Annotated in this window: 16 protein-coding genes; 10 read left to right on the top strand and 6 right to left on the bottom strand. The window is 35.5% G+C overall.

The features are described 5' to 3' along the window. Positions 1 to 853: 853 nt before the first annotated feature. The 4 genes from AN959_RS05920 (at position 854) to AN959_RS05905 (ending at position 5,330) form a co-directional block, all read left to right on the top strand. Complete coding sequence (locus tag AN959_RS05920) at positions 854 to 1,531, top strand: response regulator transcription factor (RefSeq protein WP_056829048.1); 678 nt, start codon at positions 854 to 856, stop codon at positions 1,529 to 1,531. Continuing rightward, entirely contained in the window at positions 1,528 to 2,907 is a 1,380-nt protein-coding gene (locus AN959_RS05915; protein WP_056829046.1) for a HAMP domain-containing sensor histidine kinase, read from the top strand. The genes AN959_RS05920 and AN959_RS05915 overlap by 4 nt, the downstream gene beginning before the upstream one ends. Before the next feature lie 62 nt (positions 2,908 to 2,969). Beyond that, positions 2,970 to 4,928 (top strand): MMPL family transporter, encoded by a 1,959-nt coding sequence (locus AN959_RS05910; RefSeq protein ID WP_056829044.1) that lies wholly within the window; start codon positions 2,970 to 2,972, stop codon positions 4,926 to 4,928. Between the two features lie 12 nt (positions 4,929 to 4,940). Next, the gene (locus AN959_RS05905) at positions 4,941 to 5,330 is read left to right on the top strand and encodes a hypothetical protein (RefSeq protein WP_056829042.1); all 390 of its coding nucleotides are present in this window, start codon (positions 4,941 to 4,943) and stop codon (positions 5,328 to 5,330) included. A gap of 47 nt (positions 5,331 to 5,377) precedes the next feature. On the opposite strand, the gene AN959_RS05900 is transcribed toward AN959_RS05905, so the two are convergent. Together AN959_RS05900 and AN959_RS05895 are read right to left on the bottom strand one after the other, a co-directional pair. Beyond that, positions 5,378 to 6,277, bottom strand: a complete 900-nt coding sequence (locus AN959_RS05900; protein ID WP_056829041.1) for a DMT family transporter — start codon at positions 6,275 to 6,277, stop codon at positions 5,378 to 5,380. 12 nt (positions 6,278 to 6,289) lie between these two features. Further along, positions 6,290 to 6,862, bottom strand: a complete 573-nt coding sequence (locus AN959_RS05895) for a GNAT family N-acetyltransferase (protein ID WP_056829039.1) — start codon at positions 6,860 to 6,862, stop codon at positions 6,290 to 6,292. A 159-nt stretch (positions 6,863 to 7,021) separates the two neighbouring features. Between AN959_RS05895 and AN959_RS05890 the strand changes: the two genes are divergently transcribed. The 6 genes from AN959_RS05890 (at position 7,022) to AN959_RS05865 (ending at position 11,324) form a co-directional block, all read left to right on the top strand. After that, positions 7,022 to 7,219, top strand: a complete 198-nt coding sequence (locus tag AN959_RS05890; protein WP_053591053.1) for a PLDc N-terminal domain-containing protein — start codon at positions 7,022 to 7,024, stop codon at positions 7,217 to 7,219. Continuing rightward, the gene (locus AN959_RS05885; protein WP_056829037.1) at positions 7,216 to 8,121 is read left to right on the top strand and encodes an ABC transporter ATP-binding protein; all 906 of its coding nucleotides are present in this window, start codon (positions 7,216 to 7,218) and stop codon (positions 8,119 to 8,121) included. The genes AN959_RS05890 and AN959_RS05885 overlap by 4 nt, the downstream gene beginning before the upstream one ends. Beyond that, positions 8,118 to 8,900, top strand: coding sequence for an ABC transporter permease (locus AN959_RS05880; RefSeq protein WP_056829035.1), 783 nt, complete (start codon positions 8,118 to 8,120; stop codon positions 8,898 to 8,900). The genes AN959_RS05885 and AN959_RS05880 overlap by 4 nt, the downstream gene beginning before the upstream one ends. A gap of 390 nt (positions 8,901 to 9,290) precedes the next feature. Continuing rightward, complete coding sequence (locus AN959_RS05875; RefSeq protein ID WP_231687479.1) at positions 9,291 to 9,572, top strand: hypothetical protein; 282 nt, start codon at positions 9,291 to 9,293, stop codon at positions 9,570 to 9,572. Positions 9,573 to 9,878: 306 nt separating this feature from the next. Continuing rightward, positions 9,879 to 10,502 (top strand): NAD(P)-dependent oxidoreductase, encoded by a 624-nt coding sequence (locus AN959_RS05870; protein WP_056829033.1) that lies wholly within the window; start codon positions 9,879 to 9,881, stop codon positions 10,500 to 10,502. Between the two features lie 24 nt (positions 10,503 to 10,526). Next, positions 10,527 to 11,324 carry a metallophosphoesterase gene (locus AN959_RS05865; protein WP_056829031.1) on the top strand — a complete coding sequence of 266 codons (798 nt, stop codon included), beginning with the start codon at positions 10,527 to 10,529 and terminating at the stop codon, positions 11,322 to 11,324. 266 nt (positions 11,325 to 11,590) lie between these two features. On the opposite strand, the gene AN959_RS05860 is transcribed toward AN959_RS05865, so the two are convergent. From AN959_RS05860 to AN959_RS05845, 4 genes are all read right to left on the bottom strand, one after another. Then, complete coding sequence (locus AN959_RS05860; RefSeq protein WP_053591048.1) at positions 11,591 to 11,776, bottom strand: CsbD family protein; 186 nt, start codon at positions 11,774 to 11,776, stop codon at positions 11,591 to 11,593. A gap of 62 nt (positions 11,777 to 11,838) precedes the next feature. Beyond that, positions 11,839 to 12,582 carry a hypothetical protein gene (locus tag AN959_RS05855; RefSeq protein ID WP_056829029.1) on the bottom strand — a complete coding sequence of 248 codons (744 nt, stop codon included), beginning with the start codon at positions 12,580 to 12,582 and terminating at the stop codon, positions 11,839 to 11,841. Continuing rightward, positions 12,583 to 13,110 (bottom strand): RNA polymerase sigma factor, encoded by a 528-nt coding sequence (locus AN959_RS05850; RefSeq protein WP_056829027.1) that lies wholly within the window; start codon positions 13,108 to 13,110, stop codon positions 12,583 to 12,585. It abuts the gene before it with no gap. Between the two features lie 118 nt (positions 13,111 to 13,228). Next, on the bottom strand, positions 13,229 to 13,828 hold the full coding sequence (locus AN959_RS05845) for a response regulator transcription factor (RefSeq protein WP_056829025.1): 600 nt from the start codon (positions 13,826 to 13,828) through the stop codon (positions 13,229 to 13,231). Positions 13,829 to 13,830: the final 2 nt, after the last annotated feature.

The raw sequence follows: 13,830 nt of genomic DNA, 5'->3' as shown, positions 1-13,830 counted from the left end.
CGAACACGGAAGTTAAGCTCTTCAGCGCCGATGGTAGTTGGGGGTCTCCCCCTGTGAGAGTAGGACGTCGCTGGGCATTAGAAAAGTCGTCACCGAGTAATCGGTGGCGGCTTTTTTTGTTGTATTAGAAAAAAGGCCGAAGGCAAAGAATTATAATAAACTTGCGAGAAAGTAGAGGAACAAAGAGTTCGAGGAAGCAAGGAAGAAAGACTCGCAGCGTATAATATACGCGAGAATCGAACGACCGCGGCTGACGAAGAAATCNAAGACTCGCAGCGTATAATATACGCGAGAATCGAACGACCGCGGCTGACGAAGAAATCTGCCGTTCATCTGCTTTCGCAGCCCGAACACGGAAGTGAAGCTCGCGCGCCGATGGTAGTTGGGGGTCTCCCCCTGTGAGAGTAGGACGTCGCTGGGCATTAGAAAAGTCGTTACCGAGCAATCGGTGGCGGCTTTTTTCTTTTGTACTAGAAAAAAAGCCGAAGGCAAAGAATTGAAGGTAAAGAATTGTAGATACTTGCAAAAAAGAGAGTCTCATAACGTAGGACAAAGAAAAAATGTGTCATCTCAGAGAAAGTTAACTCTTTATTTTGAGAAATGGTCGCTTTCACGGGCTAATTGATCGCTTTTGGAGTCTCCTTAGTCGCTTATACAACTCATTTGGTTGCTCTAGCAGACAAACTAGTCTCCCTTATCCATATTTTTTGTGTATTATGTTGCTTAAGAGTGAGAAATGGCTGCTATGTTATTCAGCGAGATAATATTTTCCCTCTATTGTGTTCTTAAGTGGGCTTATACTTGCCGAATCGGCTAGAAACAGACACAATAAAAACTAATAGGGGGGTTCAGTTTGGTAGTAATACTAGCAGTAGATGATGATGTGCATACGTTAGATTTAATATCTATTTATTTGTCTCAAACGGGATACCAAGTAATCAAAGCAACTAACGGGAAAGAAGGATTAGCATTAATAGAAAATATAACTCCTGATCTTGCAATTGTAGATGTTATGATGCCCATTATGGATGGATTAACTTTAACGAAGCAAATACGTGATCAATATGATATTCCTGTATTACTTTTAACTGCAAAAGGAAGATTAGAGGATAAAGAAAAAGGATATTTGGCTGGTTCTGATGACTATTTAGTAAAACCTTTTGAACCAAAAGAATTACTATTTCGTATACGAGCAATTTTGAGAAGATATGATAAAACGAGTGATGCCAATATTCAAGTAGGAAATTTATGTATCAATCGAAAACGATTTGAAGTGCATGTTGGTGAAGACATATTAGTATTGCCGTTAAAAGAGTTTGAGTTACTTTCTAAGCTGGCTACTAAACCAAATCAAGTGTTTACACGTGATCAACTAATAGAATCAGTATGGGGAATGGATTTTGAAGGCGACGAACAGACTTTAAGCGTACATATTAAACGAATTCGGGAACGTTTAAATAAATTGCAAACTGATATTCATATCACTACAGTACGTGGCATCGGATATAAATTAGAGGGCAAGCGTTTATGAGAACCTTATATAGTAAGTTTGTATGGATGACACTTCTCATTATGTTTCTCAGTGGGTCTTTGGGTTTTATCATTGTGAATACGTATTATCATCAAAATTTAAAAGTGGAAAATGATTCGAAGAATGTGCTTGTTGCAAAATCCATGGTGAAGCTGATTGAGACAACTGAGCAAAACGGTTTAGAGCCTATTCTAAATGCTTTTGGAGATAGTGGGTATCAAATATATATTATAAGTGAAGAAGGCCATATAAAGAGCTTTGGTGGCGATTTCAGAGAAAATGATATAAGTGATACTGTAGTGAAAAGCGTTATAGGGGGAGATATATATCATGGAATGAAGGAGTTTCCTAGAGAAACCTTTATTACGGGGTATTTTTCAAATGAATTAACAAATACAGTTGGAGTTCCATTTACATATGACAATAAAAAATATGCCTTATTTCAGAGACCTAATATAAAATTTCTATTTAATGAAATTCATATATTATTAGGTGGTCTTGCAGCAGCAATGATTGTCATCAGTGTAATTGCTATGTTAATAGTAGCGAAAAAAATGATTAATCCTTTATCGAAATTGACCATTGCTACTAGAAAAATTGCGAACGAAGATTTTCAAGTACCGATACCAGTTTATCAAAAAGATGAAATTGGACAACTAGCAGAAAGTTTTCGATATATGGTGAAGCAGTTGGAAGCAAGTGACCGATATAAGAAAGAATTTATATCAAGAGTATCACATGATTTTCAAACACCATTATTAAATATTCAAGGCTATGCTACATTACTTGAGAACGAAAAGCTGAACGAAAAGGATCTATTAACATACACATCCATTATTCAAAAAGAAGCAAAACGTTTATCAAGCGTAATGAAGCAATTATTGATACTAACCTCATTTGATCAAATGAATCACCGAAGAAAAAAAGAAAGTTTTCGACTTGATAACCAGTTAAAACAGGTCGTACAAAAGTTTAGATGGATGATGGATGAAAAAGATATATTTCTTAAACTACAACTGAAAGAGGTAGAAATATCAGGAGATATAGAAATGTTGGAGTATGTTTGGGAGAATCTTATCTCGAATGCAATAAAATATAATCGCTCACCCGGAGAAATTCATATTAAAGTTATTGAATCAATAAATAATATACTTGTTACTATACAAGATACTGGAGTTGGCAATAAAGATTCTAATTATGATCAATGGACAGACCGTTTTTACCGCGATGATATAGCAAGATCTACACAAATTGAGGGTAGTGGACTTGGCCTTGCCATTGTAAGAGAAGTGATTCAGTCTCATAATGGACGCTTATTATTTGAAAGTGTAGAGCCATTTGGAACGAAGGTAACCGTTCAATTAAATAAGCTGTAATTTTCTGTTCATCTTCCGTTCATTTTCACCATGTATAGTACCCCTTATAAGGGGGAAGCAAAATGAAAAATAAAAGTCACTGGCTTATCATTATAGCTGCCTGGCTATCAATAGTAATATTACTTTCTTTTCTTGCTCCATCAGGAAAAGAAGTGGCGAGTTCATCCAAAAATGCTGGACTGCCAGAGACAGCTTTGTCTATACAAGCGGATAAAATGCTAAAAGAGAAGTTCTCTACTAGTGATGGATTACCTTTAATCATCGTTTTTGAAAATAAAAAAGGAGCTTCTGATGAAGAAATTCAAGAAGTTCTACAATTAATGGAAAAAAATTATTCAAATATGCCGAGGTTTTCTCAAATTCCTTTGGAACAACGGGCTTCTTTTGTATCGGAGGATCAGAAGACATTTTTCATTCCATTAATTTTACAAGGAAATTTAGAAAGTAAAGAGGTTCATGAAGAGGTTAAAGAGATTAAAAATAATGTATCTCAAATTGTTCCTTCCGAGTTCAAGATTTACTACACAGGACCAGCGGGAATAGCTAGTGATACAATAGAACTTTTCTCACAGGCCGATTTAATATTACTTTTAGCGACAGTTGGTATTATTTTTATCCTACTTATCCTAATTTACCGTTCATTCTTACTTGCGATTATTCCTCTTATTGGGGCAAGTATTGTGTATGGGGTCGTGGACAGATTGATTGGTCTCACTGGTAAGTTCACATCAATTACGATTGAAAACCAAGCCCTTTCCATTATGACGATTTTATTATTCGCTGTAATAACGGACTATTCCCTTCTTCTGTACGCACGGTATAAAGAAGAACAGGATATGAAAGTGGCACTTGCTCGAACAAGAGAAACCATTCTATTTAGTGGTGGAACTATTTTAGCAGGAGTAGCAACACTTTCGTTTGCTATATATGAACCATATCGTAATTTTGCACCCGTGTTTGTTATTGCGGTAATTACCATGCTAATAGCAGGTCTTACTCTTTTGCCAGCATTGTTTGCTGTTGTAAAAATGCCGAAACAGAAAAACAAGAAATCGAAGCTCTGGATTTTAGCCGGTAACATAAGCACCCAAAAGCCATGGAGAGTTGCACTCCCAATCCTCTTGCTTGTAGGAATAGGAACTTGGCATGCTACAACCACTGTCTATTCTTATGATTTACTGGAATCCTTCCCAAAGGAATTATCTTCGCGAGAAGGTTTTAAAAAACTAGGTGAAGCATTTTCAGAAGGTGAAATTGCACCAACAACAATATTAATAAAATCAACAGATGAGAATACCATTTCAAATATTATAGAAAAGATAGAAGATAGACCGTTAGTCGATGAAGTACGACCTTCTTCAGAGGCTGATGGTTATACACAGTTTTCTGTTATATTAAAAGCCAATCCTTATAGTAAAGAGGCTTTAGATGAAATAGAAAATATAAGAGAACAGTTCAAAGAACAAAATGTTCAGGTTATCGGAGAAACTGCAAAACAAGTCGATATTCGTAACATTAATGGAAGAGACACCAGTTTGGTAATGATATTAACGACTGTTTTAATAGGTGCAATGCTAGCATTTCAAACAAAATCTATCCGAGTATCTCTATTAATAATAGTTTCTATATTATTATCTTTTGGAGCATCGTTAGGATTCTCCACATGGATCTTTAACCTATTATTTAATTACTCGTCGTTTAGTTATCGTATACCTTTGTATTCTTTCGTTTTTTTAGTAGCTTTAGGAGTAGACTATTCTATTATGTTGATGAGTAGATTAAAAGAAGAGAGAAAACTACTTTGCGAGCAGGAAGCAATTGCAAAATCTGTTGAATTAACTGGAGGCGTTATTTCTGCAGCAGGTTTAATTTTGGCAGCTACGTTTGCAGTATTGATTACACAGCCTGTAATGGAACTGAAAGTATTTGGTTTTGTAGTAGCGTTTGGCGTTCTAATCGATACTTTTATCGTAAGACCGCTATTATTACCTGCATTGTTAACAATTACAAGAAAAAAATAGGAGGAAATTGAGATGCAACAAAAATGGAGTCTACGTTTAATACGAGCTGGTGCATTATTTGGATTACTAGGAGCTTATCTTGGATCTCATATGGCTGGAGCAGGATCCTATGCACTTCGCCCAATTCACGCCCATATTTTATTAGTTGGGTGGCTATCGTTATTTGTTTATGGATTGTTTTACAAGTTATATAAAATTAAATCGCCAAAGCTTGTAGCAGTGCATGGATGGACAGCAATTATAGGAGCAATCGGGTTACCATTAGGTATGTATTTACAGTTCATGCAACCATTTAATATAAACGAGACATTTGCGTTAGTTGCATATATTGTAGGTGGAACTTTGCTACTAATAAGTTTTGCAATATTTGTCTTGGTTACATTTAGAATTGAAAAAGAATAGAACTAAAAAAGCTGGAGCCTATAGTAAAATGGGCTTCAGCTTTTATATTAAACAGAGTTTCGTTTTTTATTTCTACTAATTCCGGCAAGTGTCGGAATGCACATACCAACTAAAATAATTGCTATGCCGAGAACTTGTATCCAGGATAATGCCTCACTTAATACTATTACTGAAACAGTCACAGCAACCGGCAATTCCATTGCGCTTAAAATAGAAGAAACTGCTCCTCCTACTTTTGGAACCGCAATAACAAATAAATAAATTGGAATAATAATACCGAGCAAACCAAGGGCCAGTCCATAGAAAATAAGTGGTTCTGTAAACAGCTTTCCATTCCATATAATTTCAGGACTTTGGAATAAGGTAATCATGATCATTGCAAAAAAAGAAACGAACAATAGACGAGTAGTTGTATTCATACCTACCACTTGCTTTGTATTGACGTTCATATTAAGGGAAAATGATAGTGCAGCGGAAAATCCAAATACCCAGCCTTTCCAGTCAATACCACTTAAATCGACATCAATTACACCAGCAGCTAAAATGGTTCCGACAAATAATATGATAAGGGAAATAACTTCTGGCCTAGATGGTAACCGTCTTCTTAGAATACAATCAATAAGCGTTCCAATCCAAGTGAATTGAAAAAGCATAACTACTGCAAGAGAAGCTGGTAAATAGATAAGTGCCTGTCCATAAACAATTCCTGTAAGTCCAGTAAAAATACCAGCTAACAAAACAATTTTAAAGCCACCATTGAAACGGGGAAGCTTTCGTTGTGTAACCATATATATAATGAATGCTAAAAGAAAACCTATAATATATTGACTTGATGTTGCTTCAGAGGCAGTGTAACCATCCCCAATTGCCAGTTTGATCATTGTTGATAATGTCCCATAACAGCTTGCTGCAAAAACAACCATTAACGGGTAAATCCATAATTTCATAAAACTTCTCCTTTAATCGACGTCGACCGTTTTCACCATATGATGAAAAGGTTCGCCAATAATTGTCCAAGGACATACAGTAACAAATCCAAGACGATTATACAAGCGGATTGCAGCTTCTTTTTCCGTTTCTACGTTCAAGGAGAGTTTTCCACCACTAGCATTTTTCACTAATTGTTCTGCATGTGTTAAAAGTTTTGTTCCAATTCCATGACCGCGATATGTTGGGTCAACTACAACCGTATCTATATACCACTCACCAGGTAGTGTTTCACGATCTATTTTGATAGAGGTCCCTTTCTTATTGGAAAGATATTTCTCTAAATTTGCATCGAGTGTAACTGCTTGCTCTGATGTATAAAAGACAAGTGCGCCAGCAACTTTCCCTTCCATTTCTGCGACATACGTATGCAAATAGGAATGTCGATTGTCTGTCCGAGAAAATAAATGGACAAATTCCTTTGTGATAGCTGTTTCTTCCGTTTCTCCGGTCATTTGCATGGAGATATCACCTATTGCTTCCATAATCAGTGGAACGGTTGCCTGTGCATCTTCTTTCCGTGCTTTTCTAATTTTTAATTCCATTATTAAATTCACCTTCCAACTTACTATTATAACATAACCATGTAAACACTTTGCCTCTAGAAGAAATGGAAATACATATTAAAAATATTTTTAAATTTATGAAACTTTTCTGTTCTATATGTAGTAGAATAGATGTAATGAGACAAAGGAGGAATAGGAATGGATTTCGAATCAATACCGTGGGTGCTAGTATTACCACTAATAATTCTTCAGTTTATTTTAATGGTAGTAGCTATTATTGACTTAATACGAGTAACCCATACGAACGGTCCTAAATGGTTATGGGGAATTATTATTGTTTTTGGTAATATCATTGGATCAATTATCTACTTTATCGTTGGGAGAAGAAATGAATGAATACACTACTTCATATGCAGGGCTTAACAAAAGAATATGGTAAAGAAAAGGCAGTAGACAATGTCACTTTTTCATTGAATAAAAATACGTCAACTGCTCTAATTGGACCGAATGGGGCTGGGAAAACAACTACTTTATCGATGCTTGCTGGTCTACTTAAACAAACAACTGGTTCCATTGAATTGGACGTAGAAATAAAGGGAGATATAAGACGTGAAATAGGATTTCTTCCTCAATATCCACAGTTTTATTCATGGTTAACAGCACTTGAATTTATAGAGATGGCTGCAAAGTTAAGTGGAGTGGACACAAAGATTGCAAAAGCAGAAGCAGAAAAAACGTTGGAATTCGTCGGTCTAGGTGAGGCTAAAAATAAAAAGACCGGAACTTTTTCCGGTGGGATGAAACAGCGTCTAGGTCTAGCACAAGCAATCGTTCACAAACCTGCGTTGCTTTTACTAGATGAACCAGTTTCTGCATTAGATCCCATAGGAAGACGAGAAATTATGAATCTATTAAAAGAATTACAAGCAAAAACGACTATTCTATATTCCACTCATATCCTAAATGATGCGGAGGAAATGACCGATCAATTATTATTTTTACGAAAAGGTAAATTAGTGGAGCAAGGTTCTATGGAAGAGGTTCGTCAAAAGTATGCAAATCCTCAGTATAAAATTTATTTCACAAACGCTGAAGAGGCAGCAAAATTTATTAATACTTCACCTTATCCTGCAAGACAGGATGGTCCAACTGCTTTTATTGAAATAGTAGAGGATACTAAACTACAAATGAATGAGGTATTACGTGTACTTGGAAATAGTCATTATAGTTTGACGAAGGTTGAACGAGCAACTGCTAGTTTAGAAGAAATCTTTTTACAGGTGGTGAATAAAGGATGAGTAACTTTTCGGTTTTATTCCAAAAAGAGTGGCGTGAAAATGTACGGAACTTTAAAATCCTTTGGATACCGCTAGTGTTTATATTGTTTGGCATATCTGAGCCACTAATGAATTATTATTTACCTCAAATCTTAAATACAGTTGGGAATATGCCAGAAGGAGCTGTTTTTCAGTTACCTCAATTATCACCAGAGCAAATTGTTATGTCTACTGTAAGCCAGTATCAATTTATTGGAATGCTAGTTTTGACACTTGGTTTTGCAGGTATTATTGCAAGGGAGCGAAAAAACGGGTCTGCAACGCTTTTATATGTTCGTCCGATTGCGTACTCTAGTTATGTGTTTAGTAAATTAGTAATGATGAGCATACTTGTTATTAGTAGTGTGATTCTTGGATTGTTAACGAACTTATATTATACGTATATCCTGTTTGGAGCGGTCGATATGGGTTCATTTTTAGGGTTTCTTGGGACTTATATTGTATGGATTTTGTTCGTAATTAGTATTGTTTTATTTTCAAGTGCAACTTTTTCCACAGGGATTGCTTCTACTGTTTCACTTGTACTTGTATTAATTGTTCAATTAATCGATTCTTTACTTGGAGCTTATTGGACGATTTCACCATGGAAGCTGCCGATGTATGCTGGGATGATATTAAATGGCGATGTGGATAACACCCCATTTATATGGAGTTTAATTGTTACTTTTATAGCTATCATTTTTCTTTTAGCCGGAGCAATTTATTTTGCGAAAAAGAATGCTTCTAAGTCGAAGATATAATTATTTATAGATATAAAGGAACATTTGTCACTTTTTCGCCTCATCGATTTTGCTATGCAATTATTAGAAGATATTAACCTGACCTGCGTGAATATATAGTGGAAGTGGTTGGCAATTAAAGTAGAATCAGCACCCTTTTCGAGAAAGAACAACATTAGGAGAAAATCTTGAACTTGAAAATAATAATGAAAATTATCAATTTATGGAGTAAGATGCATCTGGTTAAGAGGCTTTAGAAATATTCAAAGCTGATAGGAATTGTTACGTCTATGAGTATGTATTAAAATAAATGTAAAAATTTTTACAAAAAAGAGGACTTTTCTTATGAGTATTCAAGTAAAATAAAGATGTACATGAATGGTACATATTATTTGAAAAGGAGGACTTATTTTGAATCCAGTTGAAACAGAACAAACTGAAGGGTATTCCAATACTGTTACCCCAAAAACAGCGGCTAATATGTCCGTAGGAGAATGGCTGCTTACGATGCTAATTATGATTATTCCTATTGTAAACATCGTCATGCTATTTATATGGGGGTTTGGTAATCCAGATCCACGTCGTAACTACGCACGCGCCTCTCTAATTTGGATGGCTATTAGCATCGGACTTATTATTATTTTTTATGGCGTTATATTTGCATTAATTTTTTCTACCGCTAATTCTTATTAAATTCTATTTCCCGGGAAATAACAATTCTCGACATTTAAAAGTATCCCAACACAAAACGTGGGATACTTTTTTATTTGTTAGGCTCTGTTGTTTATTGGTCGTGATGTGGTACAAAAAAGATGAATACACTCCGTATTTTACGTTTGAGCTGCCTAAGGATGAGTCAGCTCAGCTCCAATGGGGAGACGCATTCTTGCGATGTGTAAATGGGGCTAGAGTGATTCCTAAAGAATAGTACAGTTTTCTTGTATCTTTACATAATTTAATGATGCTTTTTGTTATAATAAAAAAAAGGAGCTGTTTCTTATGAAAATAGCATTATTCGGAGCTACTGGGCGTGTAGGCGGAGAACTTCTTTCTTTGTTGCTAGAGAATAATCATCACGTGACAGTTCTTGTAAGAAAACCAGAGATGCTCCAGGTTCATGCTAATTTAACTGTAATAAAAGGCGATGCAAGAGTAAAATCAGATATAGAAAAAACTTTAGATAGCGTTGATTCAGTTGTAAGTGCATTAGGTACTGATCAAACAACTGTATTAACAGAAGCAGTAGCACATATCATTTCTATTATGGAGAAACAAAATATAAATCGAATCGTCACTATTGGTACAGGGGGGATATTATCAAGTCGAGTGAACCCTGAATTGTTAAGGTATCAATCTTCAGAATCAAAGAGAAAATCAACTATAGCTGCGAAAGAGCATCATAAAGTGTATGACATGTTAAAAGAAACCTTGTTAGATTGGACGATAGTTTGTCCAACATATTTACCAACTGGTGCAGCTACAAATGCTTATATTATTGAAAGAGATCGATTGCCGGTTGGAGCAGTTCAAACTACAACAGGGGACACAGCTTTATTTACATATAAGGAATTGATGGAAACAAACCATATTGGTCATCGAGTAGGAATTATGAGCCCAGAGTAAGATATATATTTTAGGAGAAGTTAAATGAAAAAGTGGTTAGTTTTGTTACTAGTATTAGTAGCTATATTATATTTTGGAAATAAAAACATAAAAACTACAGAGATAGTAGTAGAATCAGATAAATTACCTACTTCCTTTAATAGATTAAAGATTGTACAGATTTCGGATCTGCACGATGCAACATTTGGTGAAAATCAAACAAAGCTTGTAAAAAAGGTGAAGGACGCCAAACCAGATTTAATCTTTATAACCGGTGATTTAATAGATAGTAATCGATATGATTTAGAAAATAGTCTTGATTTAGTAGAGCAAATAGCATCTTTTGCACCTATTTATTATGTGACTGGTAATCATGAAATCGCAACGAATGACATGGAGAATATTAAAACCTCTTTGACGGAGCTAGGAGTAAATGTATTAACGAATGAAGAGGAAACAATTGAAAAAGATGGTGAACAAGTTCGAATAATTGGTATTGAAGACCCGTTAAATGGAGTTCTTGTTAAGGAAGCGCTCAGTAAATTTAAACAATCGGATACCTTTACATTAGTTCTTTCTCATCGACCTGAAACGTTTCAAGATTATGTAGATCATAACATGGATATAGTTTTCTCGGGACATGCGCATGGAGGCCAGTTTCGAATTCCTGGGATAGGTGGTTTAGCAGCACCGGGACAAGGATTGTTCCCACATTTTACTGCCGGAGTATATGAAGAAAATAATACGAGGATGATTGTAAGTAGAGGGCTTGGAAACAGTGTTTTTCCAGTGAGGGTATTTAATACACCAGAGATTATTTGTGTCACATTAATATCGAAATAAGAAAAGCTTAATTTTAAGCATACAATAGTAGACTGAAGTGGAAGGCGGCGACTCCAGCCGGATTAGCGAATGTTTTCTACACCGAAAGCGAAGCGGCTGAAGCCATGCCAGCGGAAAGCGTCCGCCTGGAACGGAAAATCAACGGGGCCCACACATAAGCGAGCGTTAGGCTTCGGAAAACTGATTCATCCTATATAAAAATAAATTCGAGTTTTTCTACAGTATAAAAAGCTCTCCGCTAATGCAGAGAGCTTTTCTTATTTAACCTATAAGCGATCTCGATCATAACGATCTTTTGCTTCACCAACTGTTTTCTGAGCTTCACCTTTCAGTTTGTCTAATTTACCATCAGCTTGTAAACTTCTATCATCTGTCGCATTTCCAATTTGATCTTTTGTTTCACCTTTAACTTTGTTCACAGTACCTTTTAATTTGTCAGATAATCCACTCATGTAAATTCCTCCTCAAATTATTAATCTACTCTTTGTTTACCCGAAGGAGGGGGGCATTAAACTTATTCAACGATTTCAAATTGCTGAAGCATGGCATAGAACCTTGCACCATGACCTTCCGCAGCTTCTAAGAAATACTTCTCTCTAATCACAAAGCTACCACCATTTTTATTGTCTACTATATACACATTTGTAACGGGACTGTCCCATTCAGAACCGCTAATTCCATGCAACTTAAAGCCTTCAATTGGTTCTGTAACGCGTTCGGTTTCAGTGACATTCGTATATTCAGCTTTCAATTCCTTTTCTAAAGTTGAGACCATATCCTCAGGTGATTTATCCGTAATTTGCTTGATTTCCATGGAAACTTCCGGATACTTTTCTTCTAAAGGCTCCTTGGTCGTAATAATATCCGAGGTTTCTCCCTGGATAAGTTTATATCGTTCTTCATCGATATAAATAACGTATTCTGAATCTTTACCTTCTTGTAAAACGACTTCTGTTTCTTCATCCATTCCTTCAATACTTTGTGTTATTTGTTTCTCTGGAACGAAAATGTCTTTAATTTGTTTAATGAATGCCATACCTGTGTTGGTTTGTGTACTAAACAATAGAATTACGGCAGCTGCAGCGGCAATTGTAATAGGAACAAACTTAGATTTCTTTTTCAAATGTTTATCCTTTCTATTCTTTTCTGGAAATAGCTCTCTGTCTAGATTATTCCAAATATCTTCTTTTAATTGATCTTGATTATCCTCAGTATGCTTTAGGATTTCTATTTTTGCTCTTTTATCCATTTGATCCATTCAAATTCCCTCCATTTCAGTCAAATGTAATTGTTTCTTTAATAGGTTTCTCCCGTTAAATAATCTTGATTTAACGGTGTTTTGGTTCAACTCTAAAATTTGTGCAATTTCTCTTTCAGAAAAGCCTTTTATATATTTTAATAAAATTGGTATTCGGTATAAGTCCGACATGTTTTGTATGATCTCGTATAAATCCGTTACATTTTCTTTAGAATGTTCCATTAGTTGTGTATAGTGCTCATTTAGAGCCGTGTTAATCGGACTATTTTTCTTTTCTTTATTTAAAAGTCGATTGCATTCATTGACTAAAATGCGGTAGAACCAAGCATTAAAAGAAAGTGCAGTATCGTAAGAAGATATATTACGGTAAACACGAATAAAAGCTTCCTGTACAGCATCTTTTGCATGTTCATCATTTCGTGTAATAGCCTTAGCAGTACGAATAGCATAACTTGCATACTCATCATATAAGCTCCGAAAAGCATCCTTATTTCCTTTTTTTATTTCCCTTATAATATCTTCGTGCATATGAATTGTTCACTCCTTCCGTAAATAATGTCTTCAATATATATACCCTTCAAACGTTTGAAAAGTTGAGAGGAAAATAAAAAAACTGCTTAAAGTTGTCCTTTAAGCAGTTTTATATTCATTTAAACCAACCCTTCTCCTTAAACCGAGAAATAGCTTCTATTCGGTTGCCTACATCTAATTTATCTAATATAACAGATATATAGTTTCGGACAGTTCCCGTAGTGAGGTATAGTTCCCCTGCAATTTCCTTTGTGCTTTTCCCATCTGCAATCAATTCAAGTACTTGGCTTTCGCGCTCAGTTAAAGGATTATCCTCTTCAAACGCAATATCTACTAATTCAGGAGCGTATATACGACGACCATCCATAATCGTACGAATAGAATTAGCAAGTTCTTCACTAGGACTATCTTTAAGCAAATACCCACTAACCCCAGCTTTTCGAGCACGCTCAAAATAACCAGATCTTGCAAAAGTCGTTAAAATAATCACTTTGCAATTTTCCTCTTTTAATTCTTCTGCAGCATCCAATCCACTTTTTACTGGCATTTCAATATCCATAATACAAATATCAGGCTGCAATTGATGGATTAGCTTAAGAGCTTCCTCTCCATTATTCGCTTTTCCCACAACCTCCATATCTTCTTCTAGATCAAGAAGTGAACCAAGGGCACCAAGCACCATTCGTTGATCTTCTGCAATTACAATTCGAATCATTT

The sequence above is a fragment of the Psychrobacillus sp. FJAT-21963 genome, from assembly GCF_001420585.1.
Classification (GTDB): Bacteria; Bacillota; Bacilli; order Bacillales_A; family Planococcaceae; genus Psychrobacillus.
Note: the sequence above shows the minus strand (reverse complement) of the source record. Positions and strands in the feature narration are given on the sequence as shown.

Bases quoted from the DNA above. Each gene is read 5' to 3' on its own strand.
- AN959_RS05850 (WP_056829027.1), bottom strand. From the start codon at position 13,110: ATGCACGAAGATATTATAAGGGAAATAAAAAAAGGAAATAAGGATGCT.
- AN959_RS05885 (WP_056829037.1), top strand. From the start codon at position 7,216: ATGAATACACTACTTCATATGCAGGGCTTAACAAAAGAATATGGTAAA.
- AN959_RS05890 (WP_053591053.1), top strand. From the start codon at position 7,022: ATGGATTTCGAATCAATACCGTGGGTGCTAGTATTACCACTAATAATT.
- AN959_RS05845 (WP_056829025.1), bottom strand. From the start codon at position 13,828: ATGATTCGAATTGTAATTGCAGAAGATCAACGAATGGTGCTTGGTGCC.
- AN959_RS05905 (WP_056829042.1), top strand. From the start codon at position 4,941: ATGCAACAAAAATGGAGTCTACGTTTAATACGAGCTGGTGCATTATTT.
- AN959_RS05880 (WP_056829035.1), top strand. From the start codon at position 8,118: ATGAGTAACTTTTCGGTTTTATTCCAAAAAGAGTGGCGTGAAAATGTA.
- AN959_RS05855 (WP_056829029.1), bottom strand. From the start codon at position 12,582: ATGGATCAAATGGATAAAAGAGCAAAAATAGAAATCCTAAAGCATACT.
- AN959_RS05865 (WP_056829031.1), top strand. From the start codon at position 10,527: ATGAAAAAGTGGTTAGTTTTGTTACTAGTATTAGTAGCTATATTATAT.
- AN959_RS05900 (WP_056829041.1), bottom strand. From the start codon at position 6,277: ATGAAATTATGGATTTACCCGTTAATGGTTGTTTTTGCAGCAAGCTGT.
- AN959_RS05910 (WP_056829044.1), top strand. From the start codon at position 2,970: ATGAAAAATAAAAGTCACTGGCTTATCATTATAGCTGCCTGGCTATCA.
- AN959_RS05870 (WP_056829033.1), top strand. From the start codon at position 9,879: ATGAAAATAGCATTATTCGGAGCTACTGGGCGTGTAGGCGGAGAACTT.
- AN959_RS05915 (WP_056829046.1), top strand. From the start codon at position 1,528: ATGAGAACCTTATATAGTAAGTTTGTATGGATGACACTTCTCATTATG.
- AN959_RS05860 (WP_053591048.1), bottom strand. From the start codon at position 11,776: ATGAGTGGATTATCTGACAAATTAAAAGGTACTGTGAACAAAGTTAAA.
- AN959_RS05895 (WP_056829039.1), bottom strand. From the start codon at position 6,862: ATGGAATTAAAAATTAGAAAAGCACGGAAAGAAGATGCACAGGCAACC.